12 protein-coding genes are annotated in these 13,415 nt (G+C 71.6%); 9 read left to right on the top strand and 3 right to left on the bottom strand.

Annotated features, from left to right (window positions below; all coding sequences use genetic code 11):
- Positions 1-4 precede the first annotated feature (4 nt).
- Positions 5-589, bottom strand: coding sequence for a TetR/AcrR family transcriptional regulator (locus tag QFZ50_RS12640; RefSeq protein ID WP_307084663.1), 585 nt, complete (start codon positions 587-589; stop codon positions 5-7).
- A gap of 118 nt (positions 590-707) precedes the next feature.
- Here QFZ50_RS12640 and QFZ50_RS12635 point away from each other — a divergent pair, with 118 nt between their 5' ends.
- Complete coding sequence (locus QFZ50_RS12635; RefSeq protein ID WP_307084661.1) at positions 708-1,130, top strand: organic hydroperoxide resistance protein; 423 nt, start codon at positions 708-710, stop codon at positions 1,128-1,130.
- A gap of 78 nt (positions 1,131-1,208) precedes the next feature.
- Here QFZ50_RS12635 and acs read toward each other — a convergent pair whose 3' ends face one another.
- Positions 1,209-3,167 carry an acetate--CoA ligase gene (gene acs, locus QFZ50_RS12630; RefSeq protein ID WP_307084659.1) on the bottom strand — a complete coding sequence of 653 codons (1,959 nt, stop codon included), beginning with the start codon at positions 3,165-3,167 and terminating at the stop codon, positions 1,209-1,211.
- A gap of 240 nt (positions 3,168-3,407) precedes the next feature.
- On the opposite strand from acs, the gene QFZ50_RS12625 reads away from it, so the two are divergent.
- From QFZ50_RS12625 to QFZ50_RS12615, 3 genes are all read left to right on the top strand, one after another.
- Positions 3,408-4,865 carry a hypothetical protein gene (locus tag QFZ50_RS12625; RefSeq protein ID WP_307084657.1) on the top strand — a complete coding sequence of 486 codons (1,458 nt, stop codon included), beginning with the start codon at positions 3,408-3,410 and terminating at the stop codon, positions 4,863-4,865.
- 61 nt (positions 4,866-4,926) lie between these two features.
- On the top strand, positions 4,927-5,730 hold the full coding sequence (gene nth, locus QFZ50_RS12620; RefSeq protein WP_307084655.1) for an endonuclease III: 804 nt from the start codon (positions 4,927-4,929) through the stop codon (positions 5,728-5,730).
- Positions 5,723-6,427, top strand: a complete 705-nt coding sequence (locus tag QFZ50_RS12615; protein ID WP_307084653.1) for an NUDIX hydrolase — start codon at positions 5,723-5,725, stop codon at positions 6,425-6,427. The genes nth and QFZ50_RS12615 overlap by 8 nt, the downstream gene beginning before the upstream one ends.
- Positions 6,428-6,435: 8 nt before the next feature.
- On the opposite strand, the gene QFZ50_RS12610 is transcribed toward QFZ50_RS12615, so the two are convergent.
- Positions 6,436-8,130 (bottom strand): bifunctional 3'-5' exonuclease/DNA polymerase, encoded by a 1,695-nt coding sequence (locus QFZ50_RS12610; RefSeq protein ID WP_307084651.1) that lies wholly within the window; start codon positions 8,128-8,130, stop codon positions 6,436-6,438.
- Between the two features lie 104 nt (positions 8,131-8,234).
- Here QFZ50_RS12610 and ssd point away from each other — a divergent pair, with 104 nt between their 5' ends.
- The 5 genes from ssd to QFZ50_RS12585 all read left to right on the top strand — a co-directional run bounded on the left by ssd (position 8,235) and on the right by QFZ50_RS12585 (position 13,410).
- Complete coding sequence (gene ssd / locus QFZ50_RS12605) at positions 8,235-9,296, top strand: septum site-determining protein Ssd (RefSeq protein WP_307084649.1); 1,062 nt, start codon at positions 8,235-8,237, stop codon at positions 9,294-9,296.
- Positions 9,297-9,427: 131 nt separating this feature from the next.
- On the top strand, positions 9,428-10,603 hold the full coding sequence (locus tag QFZ50_RS12600) for a TadA family conjugal transfer-associated ATPase (RefSeq protein ID WP_307084647.1): 1,176 nt from the start codon (positions 9,428-9,430) through the stop codon (positions 10,601-10,603).
- Entirely contained in the window at positions 10,600-11,379 is a 780-nt protein-coding gene (locus QFZ50_RS12595) for a type II secretion system F family protein (protein WP_307084645.1), read from the top strand. The genes QFZ50_RS12600 and QFZ50_RS12595 overlap by 4 nt, the downstream gene beginning before the upstream one ends.
- The gene (locus QFZ50_RS12590) at positions 11,379-12,104 is read left to right on the top strand and encodes a hypothetical protein (RefSeq protein WP_307084643.1); all 726 of its coding nucleotides are present in this window, start codon (positions 11,379-11,381) and stop codon (positions 12,102-12,104) included. Before QFZ50_RS12595 ends, QFZ50_RS12590 begins: the two co-directional genes overlap by 1 nt.
- Positions 12,105-12,477: 373 nt before the next feature.
- The gene (locus QFZ50_RS12585) at positions 12,478-13,410 is read left to right on the top strand and encodes a DUF4244 domain-containing protein (RefSeq protein WP_307084641.1); all 933 of its coding nucleotides are present in this window, start codon (positions 12,478-12,480) and stop codon (positions 13,408-13,410) included.
- Positions 13,411-13,415: the final 5 nt, after the last annotated feature.

Raw genomic sequence — 13,415 nt, 5'->3', positions numbered from 1 at the left:
CGCCTCAGGCCGGCAGGGGCGTGCGGAGGTGTGCGGCGATGATGGCCCGCCCCGCGGTCGTGAGCTGTTCGGTCACGGCGCTCGGATCGCCCATGTATCCGTGGACCATGGCGCCGTCGCGCAGCATGATGAGCTGGTCCGCCACGGCATCGGGCCGGTCCACGCCCAGCTCCGCCAGCAGGCCGGCGACGACGCCGTGCAGCCAGGACCGGTACCGCTCCACGGCGGCGCGGACCACGTTGCCCTCCGCGGGGTATTCGGCGGCGGCGTTGATGAACGTGCACCCGCGGAATCCGGGCCGGCAGGCGGCGTCCCCGTTGGCGGCGGCCAGCCGGAGCAGCACGGCGCAGGCGTCCCGGCCGGTCTCCCGCTCGGTGTCGAGGGCGGACTGCAGCCGTTCGAGCTGCGCATCGAGGTACGCCACCACGAGCTGGTCCTTCGACCGGAAGTGCCGGTAGAAGGTGACCTTGGTGGTACCGGCGTCGGCGATGACCTTGTCGGCGGAGACCGAGCGGATGCTGTTCTCCTCGAAGAGCCGGGTGGCCGAGGCGAGGAGGCGTTCGCGGACAGGCAGGGGGGCGTCCATCATGCTTCCCATCTTCGTCGTCGGAGGACAGCCGGCGAATTGCGCCGCTGTAGAGTTACTAGTTAGTCTACTAGGAAGCGGGTGGCCGACCAAGGCACCCCCGGAGAAAGGTTGGATGCGCATGAGTGCTCTGTACACGGCAGTGGCCACGGCGACGGGCGACGGACGCAACGGCAAGGCGCACACCGACGACGGACAGCTCGTCGTCGACCTCGCGGTGCCCAGGGAGATGGGCGGCGCCGGTGGGGCGACGAACCCCGAGCAGCTCTTCGCCCTCGGCTACTCCGCCTGCTTCCACAGTGCCCTGAAGCTCGTCGCGGGCCGCAGCAAGGCGAAGATCAGCGACACCGCTGTCACCGCCGAGGTGAGCATCAACCCTGTCGACGGCGGCGCGTTCCAGCTCGCCGTCGCCCTGCACGCCGAGATCGGCGGGGTGGACCAGGAGACGGCCGACGCGCTCGTCGCGCAGGCACACCAGGTCTGCCCGTACTCCAACGCGACGCGCGGCAACATCGAGGTCACGGTCGACGCCACGATCGGCTGACCCCGTACGGACACGAGAGGCCCCCGCTTCCGCGGGGGCCTCTCGTGTCTCCGGCTCCTCCGGAGCGCGGTATGTCCGCTACTTGCGCAGCGAGACGGCGATCTGCTGCATGATCGTCGGATCGGACAGTGTGGTCGCGTCGCCGACCTCCCGGCCCTCCGCGACGTCCTTGAGCAGGCGGCGCATGATCTTCCCGCTGCGCGTCTTCGGCAGTTCGGGGACCACCAGGATGTTCCGCGGCTTCGCGATGGGGCCGATCTCCTTGGCCACGTGGTTGCGCAGGGTCGTGACGATGTCGTCGTCGTCCTTCGCGGAACCCCGCAGGATGACGAACGCGACGACGGCCTCACCGGTCGTCTCGTCGGTCGCTCCGACGACGGCGGCCTCGGCGACCGACGGGTGGCTCACGAGGGCCGATTCGATCTCGGTGGTCGAGAGGCGGTGGCCCGAGATGTTCATGACGTCGTCGACCCGGCCGAGGAGCCAGATGTCGCCGTCGCTGTCCTTCTTGGCGCCGTCCCCTGCGAAGTACATCGCGTCGAAGCGCGACCAGTAGGTGTCCTTGAAGCGCTGCGGGTCACCCCAGATGCCGCGGAGCATCGCCGGCCACGGCTCGCGGATGACCAGGTAGCCGCCCGAGCCGTCCGGCACCGAGGCACCCATCTCGTCGACGACGTCGATGGCGATGCCGGGGACCGCCACCTGCGCCGAGCCCGGCTTGGTCGAGATCACCCCGGGCATCGGGGCGATCATGTGCGCACCCGTCTCCGTCTGCCACCAGGTGTCCACGATCGGGGCCTTGCCGCCGCCGATGACCTCCCGGTACCACATCCACGCCTCGGGGTTGATGGGCTCGCCGACGGACCCGAGGACCCGGATCGAGGAGAGGTCGTACTTCTTCGGGATGTCGCGGCCCCACTTCATGAACGTCCGGATGGCCGTGGGCGCGGTGTACAGGATGGACACCCTGTACTTCTCGATGAGCTCCCACCAGCGCCCCTGGTGCGGGGTGTCCGGCGTCCCCTCGTACATGAGCTGCGTGGCGCCGTTCACCAGCGGCGCATACGCGACGTAGCTGTGCCCGGTGACCCAGCCGATGTCCGCCGTGCACCAGAACACGTCCGTCTCGGGGTGCAGGTCGAAGGTGTTGCGGTGCGTGAACGCGGTCTGCGTGAGGTACCCGCCGGTGGTGTGCAGGATGCCCTTCGGCTTCCCGGTGGTCCCTGAGGTGTAGAGGATGAAGAGGGGGTGCTCGGCGTCGTGCGCGACGGCGGTGTGCTCGTCGGAGGCCGTGTCCACGACGTCGTGCCACCAGAGGTCCCGGCCCTCGGTCCAGTCGACGGGCTCGTTGTTCCGCCGGACGACGACGACGTTCGTGACGGTGTGGCCCTCCCGCTCGAGGGCGCCGTCGACTGCGGGCTTGAGGGCACTGGGCTTGCCGCGGCGGTACGTGCCGTCGGACGTGACCACGAGCTTCGCCTCGGCGTCGTCGATGCGACTGCGCAGGGCGTCCGCCGAGAAGCCGCCGAAGACCACGGAGTGGACGGCGCCGATCCGTGCGCAGGCGAGCATCGTGACGACTGCCTCGGGGATCATGGGCAGGTAGACGGCGACCCGGTCGCCCTTCTGCACGCCCAGGGACTCGAAGGCGTTCGCGGCCTTCTTGACCTCGCGGGTGAGGTCCGCGTAGGTGATCGTGCGGGTGTCGCCGGGCTCGCCCTCGAAGTGGATCGCGACGCGGTCGCCGAGGCCGGCCTCGACGTGGCGATCGAGGGCGTTGTACGCGGCGTTGACCGTTCCGCCGACGAACCACTTGGCGAACGGGGCATCCGACCAGTCGAGGGTCTCCGTGAAGTCCTGGTCCCAGGTGAGCAGTTCGCGTGCCTGCCTGGCCCAGAATTCGGTGCCCTGCTCGCGTGCCTCGTCGTAGAGCGACGGCTGCGCGACGGCGTTCGCGGCGAACTCCTCGCTCGGCGGGAAGCGGCGCTCCTCGTGCAGCAGGTTCTCGAAGGCGTCGCCCTGGCGATCGGCGCTCATGTTCTACCCCTTTGTGACGTGATCGATGACGTGGTCGGTGACGGACGGGACGCACGACGCCGGGTGGGGCGACCGCGCGTCGGCGCGCTCGTCGGCACGCCTACCAGCGTGCTTCAAGGGAACACTACCGAGTTCTCCGTGCCCTGTGTGCCCGTCGTCACAGCCTCTAGCCGAGCTGGGGTGATTGTGCGGCGAGCGGTGCGGATCCCCGCCCGTCGTCGGTGGAGAAGGCGCGGGCCGGTGGCTAGGGTGGAAGGAGGTATCCACGACCTGCAGCCGATGGCTGCCGGCGATGAGCGCTACGAACGGGAGTACACCATGACCGAAGCATCCGAGGGGAAGCGCGCCACCGGCGTCGCATCGGCGGGAGCACGGCCCGGCTCCGTGCACGGCGACGGTGCGTCCGTGACCGGCACGACGGGGTCCGACCCATCGGCCTCGGGCACGACGGTCGCCGGGACTCCGGGGTCGGACACCACGACGGCGGACGCTCCGGAAGGCGCGAGCAAGGCCGTCGCGGGTCCGTTCACCCTGCGGGAACTGATCTTCGGGGGAGGCGTGGCGCTCGTCTTCATCGGCACACTGCTGCCCTTCATCGGGGGCAGGGTCCTCTACACCAACTTCTGGAGCAGCGCGTCCCTCTTCTTCATCGGCATCGGCATCCTGCTGCCCGTCATCGCACTCGCACTGCTCGCAGCCCGCCGGCTGGGGAGCTCGGGGCTCCGGGTCGGGTCGCTGTCCGTCGACCAGTTCGCCTCGGTCGCCTCGGTCCTGGCCGCGACCTTCTTCTTCCTGCAGACCGCCACCGCCTACCAGGTCGGGCCCCTGGTCGCGCTGATCGGGTCTCTCGGCATGCTGGCCGCGACCGTCGTCGCGCCGTTCCTGCCCGTCCTCAAGGACGACTTCGCGGACCGTCCCGAGGTTCCCGCCCGTACGGCGGCCCGTCCCATCACCCCTGCGCGCCCCCGTCCGCCGAAGCCGGCCAAGCCCGCGCCGCAGGGGGAGACCGGATCGGTTCCCGGTGACACGGACGAACCGAGCCCGGCCAAAGTCAACCCGGCTGCCGCGGGTGTCCGCCAGAACGGTGCCGGCCTGTACGGCGCGGGCGGGGCGGGCGCCGTGGGTGCCGGTGCCGCTGCAGCCGGCCAGTCCGGCATGGAACGCGGGACCTCGACCCCGATCGCGTCCGGTACCGCGACCTCGTCCGGTACTCCGGCAGGCGAGGCCCGGGCCGACGACCGGTCGGCGGCCGGCCAGACGGGCGCCCACGCCGTCGGCTCCTCCTCCGGTGACGGCGCTACCGACGGTTCCGCCGTCTCCTCCGCCACCTCCACCCCCGCGCAGCCCGATGCGGCCCGGTCCGAGGCGACGCGCGTCCACGAGGTCGTCCGGGACGACGCGACGCGGAACCACGCGGCTGCCGATGCGTCCGTCGAGGAGAAGTCCCGGCAGGAACCCATCACGGCGACCCGCTCGGCCGACGAGGAAGCGGTCGTCGAAGCGTTCTGGTTCGCCGTCGGCTCCCAGCGGCCGGTCTACGACGAGCAGACCGGCCGGGAGGTCTTCCGCCTGCAGCCCGGAGACTGGGAAGTGGGTATCGAGGATCGCGGCAGCGAGTTCCTGGTCCAGGACAAGCGCACCGGTGCCGTCGGCATCCTGCGGGACCTGCGCAACATCGAGCGTGCCCCCCGCGACTGAGCCCTGCCCCTGCCATAGCCCGGGGTGGTCCGAGAAGTACCGCTGAGAAGGAGACACGTTCGTGGCAGGCAGGAAACCCAGGGTCGAGGAGGAGTCACCGGTCGCGCTCAAGCGCAGGGCGCGGAAGATCAACAGGATCCTGGGTGAGACCTACCCGTACGCGGTGGCGGAGCTCGACTTCCGGAACGCGTTCGAGCTGCTCGTGGCGACCGTCCTCTCCGCGCAGACGACCGATGTGAGGGTCAACCTCACCACGCCGGCGTTGTTCGAGCGCTACCCGGATGCGCGTTCCCTGTCGGAAGCAGACGAGATCGAACTGCAGGAGATCATCCGGCCGACGGGCTTCTACCGCGCGAAGGCCAACAGCCTCCTCGCACTGTCCCGGCGCATCGTCGACGAGTTCGACGGCGTGGTCCCCGCCCGTCTCGAGGACCTCGTCACCCTGCCCGGTGTCGGGCGCAAGACGGCCAACGTGGTGCTCGGGAACGCGTTCGGTGTCCCGGGTATCACCGTGGACACCCATTTCGGGCGGCTGGCCCGCCGGTTCCGGTGGACCACCTCCGAGGACCCGGTGAAGGTGGAGATGGACGTCGCGGCCCTCTTCGACCGCAAGGACTGGACGATGCTGTCCCATCACGTGGTGTTCCACGGACGACGGATCTGCCACGCCAAGAAGCCGGCATGTGCCGTGTGCCCGGTCGCCGCCCTGTGTCCGTCCTTCGGGGAAGGGGAGACCGACCCGATGAAGGCCGCGAAACTGCTCAAGTACGAACTGGCGCCGGGCCGGGAGGACCTGCTGGAGCTCATGCGTGCCGGACGAACCCGTGCCGAACTCCGAGACGCCGGGCACGGCCTGGGTGCCTAGGCCCCCGGTCGGAACGGCGTACGACGAGCTGACCGCCTGGGTGACGGAGAAGGTCGCCTCCGGGTCGGCCCTCGTCCAGCCCGGGGGGTGGCAGTTCGCCAGGCTGGATCCCGCCAAAAGCCGCCGGGCCGCGGTGCTCATCCTCTTCGGCGTCCGCGAGGGCGCTCCATCCGCGCCCGAGACCGCGGGCTTCGACCGCGACGACCTGGACATCCTCTTCGTGATGCGATCGGCGTCCCTGTCCAACCACCCGGGCCAGGTGGCGTTCCCGGGCGGCGCGATCGACCCGGAGGACGCGGACGAGGGCGCGGCGGCCCTCCGCGAGGCGCAGGAGGAGACGGGACTGGATCCCGCCGGCATCGACATCGTGGGGGCGCTGCCGGAGGTCGGCCTCCCCGTGAGCAACTTCCTGGTCACGCCTGTCGTCGGCTGGTGGGCGGAGCAGTCACCCGTGCACGCGGTGAGCGCGGCGGAATCGGAGGCGGTCTTCCGGAGCCCCGTGAGCCTGCTCCTCGACCCGGCACACCGACGGACGGCCGTGGTGCGGCGGAACGGGTTCGTCAGCCGGACACCGGCCTTCATCACGCCGGACGCCGTGATCTGGGGGTTCACGGCGTTGCTGCTGGACGCGGTGTTCGACGGGCTCGGCTGGACACGGCCGTGGGACCGGTCGCTGGAGATCCCGGCACCCCTGTGAGCCGAGCCTCACTTCGCGTCGGCGTAGGAGGAGACCGTGACGGTCGTGATGGAGAACTCGAGCGGGATGTCCCCGAAGATCAGGAGGGTCGCCGCGCGGGCGGCATCGTCGAGGATGGCTCCGGCCTCCTCCGCCCGGTCCGCCGGGACGTGCAGCACCACCTCGTCGTGGAGGAAGAAGGCGATACGGCTCCGCGGCTCCGGGATGGTGCTCGCGGCGAGGCGACGGCGGACCTCGGCGAGCCAGCACAGCGCCCACTCCGCTGCCGAGGCCTGCACCACGAAGTTCCGCGTGAAGCGGCCGCGGGCCCGTGCTGCGCCGTCCGCCCTGCGCTGTTCCTCCGCCGTCGTCGTGCGCTGCCGGGCCCGCCAGTCCTCCGACGCGGGCGGGCATCCCCGGCCGAGGTGGCTCGAGACGCCCTCGCCCGCCTCCCCGGCCCGCGCCGCGGCCTCGACCACCCCGATGGCGCGCGGGTAGGCGCGGGTCAGTTGGGGCATCAGTCGGCCGGACTCGCCGCTGGTGGCCCCGTACATGGCGCCGAGCATGGCGAGTTTCGCCTTCGCGCGGTCACCACCGAATCCCTGGTCGGCGATGCCCTGGTAGAGGTCCCGGCCCCGGGCCGCGGAGGCGAGCGCCGAATCCCTGCCAAGGGCGGCCAGGACCCTCGGCTCGAGCTGCGCGGCATCGGCGACGATGAAGACGTGGCCCTCGTCCGGTCTCACCGCGTCGCGCACCTGGTGGGGGATCTGCAGGGCTCCGCCACCGCGTGATGCCCAGCGTCCGGAGACCACGCCACCGACCACGTACTCCGGACGGAAACGGCCGTCGTGTACCCACGTATCGAGCCAGTTCCAGCCGTTGGCGGTCAGGAGCCGCGACAGTTTCTTGTAGGCCAGCAACGGCAGGATCGCCGGGTGCTGCTGACGCTCGAGTTCCCAGGACCGGGTCGTCTTCACCTCGATCCCTGCCCGGTGCAGTGCACGGAGGACGTCCTGCGGTGAATCCGGGTTGAGCGCGGGGTTCCCCAGAGCGGCCCGCAGCTCGCCGGCGAGCCGCTCCAGCTCCGCGGGGCGGGCGCCGTCCGCCGGCCGCGGGCCGAGGCTCCGTTCCAGCAGCTCCTCATGGATGTCCCGGCGCCAGGGGAGGCCCCAGAACTCCATCTCGGCGGCGATCAGGGCCCCGGCCGACTCGGCCGCGACGAGCAGGTTGAGGCGCCCCGCGTCGGCGGCGCCGGCGACGGCGGCCAGCTGGTCGCCCAGCTGCCCGACGACGTCGTCGAGGAACGGACCCGCCACGCCCTGCGGCTCGTCGAACAGCGACTGCTGGTTCGGCGCGGCCGGAAGCGGCGGCAGCGAGACCCGCGCCGGTTCCGTCCCGTCGTCCGTCTGCGCCGTCGCCCGCAGGGAGTCGATGTACGGGGAGGGACGGCACGCCGGCGCGTGCGCGAGGATGGCGCGGGTCAGGGTCAGGTCCCAGCAGCGGTCCACCGTGACACCGCCCGAGAGCAGGTCGGGATACCAGCGGCGCGTGCCCTCCCAGACCCAGCGCGGCCGCCGGACCTCGGCTTCCGCGACGGCGGCGGTGAAGCCGGCCCGGTCCACCACCACCGGATCGCCGATCGGCGCACCGCGGGCATCCAGGCTCTGGAGCGCCACCATGCCCCCGCCCCGATGGGGCGGCATCGGTGCCACGGCGATGTACATGTCCATATTCTCGGCGGTGGCGGTGTCATTCCTTCAATCCGCTCCTTGTCCACATAGCGGCGGGCGCGGGGGACCGATGGAGCGGGTGTCGCGACGCTGGGTGCATGAGGGACCAGGCCTGGACACCGAACGCCCGACGGCGGCCCGTGGTCCTCGCGGGCGGTTCCCAGTACGTGCAGGACCAGGTGGCACGGGCGTGCGCGGCTGCCGGGGTCGCCCCGGCCTTCGTCGGCGGACTCGGGGAGGCCCTGTCCCTGGACCCGGCCGTGCTGCTCGTCGGGCCAGACCAGGCCGAGGGAGGGTCGACCGGGCACCGGGAGGTCATCGTGGTGGGCGCGTCCGACGACGAGCCGAGGATCTGGGGTGCCGCGGCGAACCTCGCGTCGTCGCGGGTGGTCGTCCTGCCGCAGGGCGCCGGCTGGCTCGCCGAACACCTCGCCGGACGCCTGAACCCCGCAGCCGGCGGATCGGTGGTCGGCTTCCTCGGCGCGGCCGGCGGGTGCGGCGCCAGCACGTTCGCCTTCTGGTGCGCGCGCAGCCTGGCGCAGCAGGGGAGAGCCACCCTGCTGGTGGACGGCAACCCGCTGGCCGGTGGACTCGATCTCGCCCTGGGTCTCGACGAGCGTCCGGGGGTCCGCTGGAGCGACCTGCGGGAGCTTCGGGGAACACTGAATGCGGCACAGCTGAGGTCCGCGCTGCCGGCCGACGGCAACCTCTCGGTGCTGTCCCACTCCGCCGGTGCAGCGGACGGAGGCGAGGGGATGGCATCCGCGACCGCCGTCCTAGACGCCGCGCGGGGCGCGTTCGACCTGAGCGTCGTGGACCTCGGCGGCAGGAACCCCGTCGACCGCTCGCTGTCGTCCTCCTGCGACCACCTCGTGCTGCTCGTGCCGTCCCGGCCACGCAGTGTCGCGGCCGTGGACGATGTCCTGTCCGCCTACGGCTCCGTACCCGTCACGGTGGTGCTGCGCGGCCCGGTGCTCGACGGGCTGGACGCATGGCACGTGGCCGAGCTCACCGGGAGGACGGATCCGCTGCCGTACCTGCCCGTCGTGCGCGGGGCCGCGGCGGCGGAGGCCGGTGGCAGCATGCTCGGCTTCGCCCTGCCACGCAGGGTACGGAAGGTCGTCCGTACCGTCTGCGCCGGGCTGGAGAACACAGGATGAGCAGCGACGGCGGATCGGACGGGACGACGCGGCGGCAGGTGCGTCTCCTCGGGATGACCCCAGCGCGATCCGGCGGAGGAGATCGGACCGGTACCGGCCCGCTGCCGTTACGCGACCCGGAGGCGGTTTCGATGGTGGACGCCGTCCGCAAGGCCGTCCTGGCCGGGGACCTCCGCCCGACAGGGGCTGCGTTCGCCGATGCGGTGGGATCCAGCGGACGACTGCTCGGTTCGGAGGGCGCGCTCTCGGCCGTCGACCGGGTGAGGGCAGAACTGAAGGGGCTGGGCCCGCTGGAGCACCTCCTCGCCGAGGAGTCCGTCACGGACATCCTCGTCAACGGCCCCGGCGAGGTGTGGGTCGACGGCGCCACCGGCCTCCAGCGGATCGGTCGGCTCTTCACGACGGACGAGGAGGTCCGCGCCCTGGCCGTCCGGCTCGTCGCCGCAGGCGGGCGGCGACTCGACGACGGATGCCCGGCGGTGGATGTCCGCCTCGACGGACTGCGTATCCACGCCGTCCTTCCGCCCATCTCGACGTCGGGCACCCTGCTGTCCATCCGGATCCGGCGTCCGCGGGTGTTCTCCCTCGCGGAACTCGCCGCGGGCGGAACGGTGGCGGCCATGACGGCCGAGGCCCTGACCCTGATGATGCGAAGCCGCCTCAACTTCCTCATCAGCGGTGCGACCGGAACCGGCAAGACCACCCTGCTCTCCACCCTGCTCGGACTGGCCGGCCCTCATGAGCGTGTCGTGCTGGTCGAGGATGCCGCCGAGCTCAACCCCGACCATCCACACACCGTGGGGCTCCAGTCCCGCCATGCCAACCTCGAAGGCGCCGGGGTTCTCGACCTCACCGAACTGGTCCGGCAGGCCCTGAGGATGAGGCCTGACCGCCTCGTGGTCGGCGAGTGCCGGGGTGCGGAGGTGCGCGAACTGCTGGCGGCCATGAATACGGGGCACGACGGCGGCGGAGCGACCCTCCATGCGAACTCCGCCGAGGCCGTGCCGGCCCGACTGAGTGCGCTCGCAGCGCTCGCGGGGCTGACGGCCGACGCCCTCGCACTGCAGGCCGCGAGCGCCCTCGACGTGGTGGTGCACCTCGTGCGGGATGCTCGTGGTCGGCGGGTGGAGAGCATCGGCCTGCTCGAGCTGGGGCGGGGTGCCGCACTGACCGTCCGACCCGTCCTGACGGACTCCGGAGCGGGTTGCCGTCGTGCTGCCGGCTGGGAGGATTTCGCCCGTCGGGTGGGCTGGACCGGGGTCGCGTCGGTACCCGGTGCGCGGCACGCTGCCCCTTCGGCGCCATGACCGGGGTGGTCGTCGCCCTCCTGCTGGCGGCCGCGTGCCTGATCCTCGCGCTGCCCCGGGCAGCGCCGGGCCGGGTGCCCGGGGTGGCAGTCGTTCGCCAGGTCGGATCCAGGCCTCCGTACGGTTCCGGGCATGGCCGCGGCAGGGCCCGCAATCCCGGCAGGGGACGTGCCGTCGACCTGCATGAGCTACCGCTGTTCGTCCACCAACTCGCAGGGCTCCTCCGGGCGGGACGCCCGGCGCACGTCCTCTGGGCGGACATGGAGCGGGTCTATGGCGATGCCCCGACCACCTTCGCGAGCGCGGCGCTCCCCGTGATCGCCACCGCGCGCCGGGCGGCCGAGCTGGGCCTGAGCGTTCCCGATGCCCTGCGCGAGGCGACGGGGCGGGTCACGGATCCGACCGCGCGGGGGCAGTCGCATCAACGGCTCGCCCGTCTGTGGGTCGACCTGTCGGGGTGCCTGATCGTCGCCGAGCGCAGCGGAGCACCCCTGGCGGGGATCCTCGAACAGTACGCCGCGCAACTCGATGCCGACCTCGATGGTCTGTCGGCGCGGGAGACGGCGTTGGCCGGGCCGCGTGCCACGGTCGTCCTCCTCGCGTGGCTTCCGGTCGTCGGGCTGGCACTCGGTTTCGCGCTGGGGCTGAATCCCCTGGAGATCCTTCTGGGGTCGTTCCCCGGGCGGTCGGCTCTCGCCGCGGGCGTCCTGCTCATGATGGCCTCCCGCATCTGGTCACGCCGCCTCGTACGCCATGCGGAAGGGGGTGCGCCGTGATGGCGGGGGTCTCGGTGGCCCTGCTGCTCGCCGCGGGATCGGCCGTCCTCATGCTTTCCTCGGGACGCGCTCCGGGGTCAAACCGGGCAGCCGAGGGCGGTGTGGAGGGGCAGGGTCTCCGCGATGCCCCCTTGATGCTCGACCTGCTCGGTGCGATGGTCGCCGCCGGAGCATCGGTCGAGAGCGCCCTGTCGGTCGTTGCCGACGCCTGCGAACCCGGCGTGGGGGCAGCCCTGGAGCGGGTCTGCGCAGCACGGCTCCTGGGGGCTTCGTGGGAGTCGGCGTGGGAGTCGGTGTCGGAGCCGGTGTCGGAGCCGATGTCGACATCGGGGGGAGTGCAGGCAGGGGGATCGCCGGGGAGTCCCGCCGGTGGCGCGTGGTCCGGCCACCGTCGCCGCAGGCCCGGCGAGGTGCTCTTCGTCCCGCGCCGTGGGTCCGGCGGGGCGCTGCACGTCCCGCGCCGCGGTCGCGCCGGGCACTCTCCGGCGCAGACCGTCGCGGCGATTCGGGAAGGTCTACGGTTCGCCACCACCACGGGCGCGCCGTCGGCGGCACTCCTGCACGCGCACGCCGCGCAGCTTCGACGACGGCGGAATCGCGAGATCGACAGGATGGCCGCCGCGCTGGGCGTGCGACTCGTGCTGCCGCTCGGGCTGTGCTCGCTGCCGGCGTTCATCTGCCTCGGGGTGATACCCGTCGTCCTCGGTCTCCTGCCGGTCTTCTAGCCCTACCTCAAAAGCGCTTCAGCGGAAGGTCATCCAGGGACATCGTCCGGACCTGCCTCGGTTGCTCCGCCGGCCGATTCCGGCCGGCCCCGGAGTTCTGCAGATTCCTCGGCTGCTCAGGCTGCTCTGGGTCCGCTGGTTCCCCGGCTGCTCGGGCTGCTCTGGGTCCGCTGGTTCCCCGGCTGCTCGGGCTGCTCTGGGTCCGCTGGTTCCCCGGCTGCTCGGGCTGTTCTGGGTTCGCTGGTTCCCCGGCTGCTCGGGCTGTTCTGGGTTCGCTGGTTCCCCGGCTGCTCGGGCTGTTCTGGGTTCGCTGGTTCTCCGGCGGTTCTGGTTCCCCGGATTCCCCGGACTCGCAGGCTGCTCGGGATGACGGATGTTTCTCCTGCCGATGCCGCGAGTGGCGGGGTTATCCACTTACCCGGATCCACCGCCCGGTGCCCGGCGTGACAGCGCCAGAGTAGGGGAGCGGCGACCGTCGCTCACCCCACGTGGATCAGGTTCCGCGTCGACGAAGGAGATGTCATGGCAATGCGATCGCGCAACGGGACGGTGGAGGACCAGTCCTTCGGGGATCCGAGTGGCGTCAGCGTCGGCTTCGGGGACGATATCCCTCGGACGACCGGCGCCCATCCGAGCGGAGCCGCAGCCGGCGATCCGGGTCCGATCGGAAGGAGCACGCTTCCACGACGGGGCGCGGCGCGGGCGACGCCGGGAGGAACACTCGACCACGCCGGAGGTGCCTGTCCCATGGCGCCCCTCTCGGTGGTCCCGCCGTCACAGGATCTCCCGGACGGGCTCCTCCCGGTTCACCCGGTCGGTGCAGGCGGCCGTACCGGAGGTGGTCGTGCAGGAAGTGGTAGTACGAGTGCGAGTGCTCGTGCAGGAGGGGAGCAGTGCCGCGGCTGGCAGTTCCGGAGGGGTCGGAGGGGTGTCGGTGTATGGCAGTGCAGGCGGGAGCAACCCCGCGGCCGGCACCGTCGAAGGGGCTGGCGGGGCATCCGCGTATGGCAGTGAAGGAGGGAGCAGCACCACGCGTGGCACCACCGCCGGGATCTCGCCGGGGGCGACACCTGTCGATGACCGTGCAGCCAGACGCGCAGAGACGCGGCGCCGGAGATCGAACCAGAGGGCGATCCGCCATCGGCGGGACCCGTCGGAGGCGGAAGCAGGAATGGCGACTGCCGAATATGCGATCGCCACACTCGCCGCGGTGGGGTTCGCCGCGCTTCTCGTCGCCGTCCTGTCGAGCGGGGAGGTCAAAGGACTCCTGATGTCCCTGATCACCTCCGCGCTGAACTTCGGCTGATGCAC

This window comes from Arthrobacter agilis, from assembly GCF_030816075.1.
Classification (GTDB): Bacteria; Actinomycetota; Actinomycetes; order Actinomycetales; family Micrococcaceae; genus Arthrobacter_D; species Arthrobacter_D agilis_E.
This window is presented reverse-complemented; position numbering and strand designations above follow the sequence as displayed.

Excerpts from the sequence above, each read along its gene's own strand:
- ssd (WP_307084649.1), top strand. The coding sequence starts at position 8,235 with ATGAGGGACCAGGCCTGGACACCGAACGCCCGACGGCGGCCCGTGGTC.
- acs (WP_307084659.1), bottom strand. The coding sequence starts at position 3,167 with ATGAGCGCCGATCGCCAGGGCGACGCCTTCGAGAACCTGCTGCACGAG.
- QFZ50_RS12585 (WP_307084641.1), top strand. The coding sequence starts at position 12,478 with ATGTTTCTCCTGCCGATGCCGCGAGTGGCGGGGTTATCCACTTACCCG.
- QFZ50_RS12595 (WP_307084645.1), top strand. The coding sequence starts at position 10,600 with ATGACCGGGGTGGTCGTCGCCCTCCTGCTGGCGGCCGCGTGCCTGATC.
- QFZ50_RS12640 (WP_307084663.1), bottom strand. The coding sequence starts at position 589 with ATGATGGACGCCCCCCTGCCTGTCCGCGAACGCCTCCTCGCCTCGGCC.
- QFZ50_RS12590 (WP_307084643.1), top strand. The coding sequence starts at position 11,379 with ATGGCGGGGGTCTCGGTGGCCCTGCTGCTCGCCGCGGGATCGGCCGTC.
- QFZ50_RS12600 (WP_307084647.1), top strand. The coding sequence starts at position 9,428 with ATGGTGGACGCCGTCCGCAAGGCCGTCCTGGCCGGGGACCTCCGCCCG.
- QFZ50_RS12635 (WP_307084661.1), top strand. The coding sequence starts at position 708 with ATGAGTGCTCTGTACACGGCAGTGGCCACGGCGACGGGCGACGGACGC.
- QFZ50_RS12610 (WP_307084651.1), bottom strand. The coding sequence starts at position 8,130 with ATGTACATCGCCGTGGCACCGATGCCGCCCCATCGGGGCGGGGGCATG.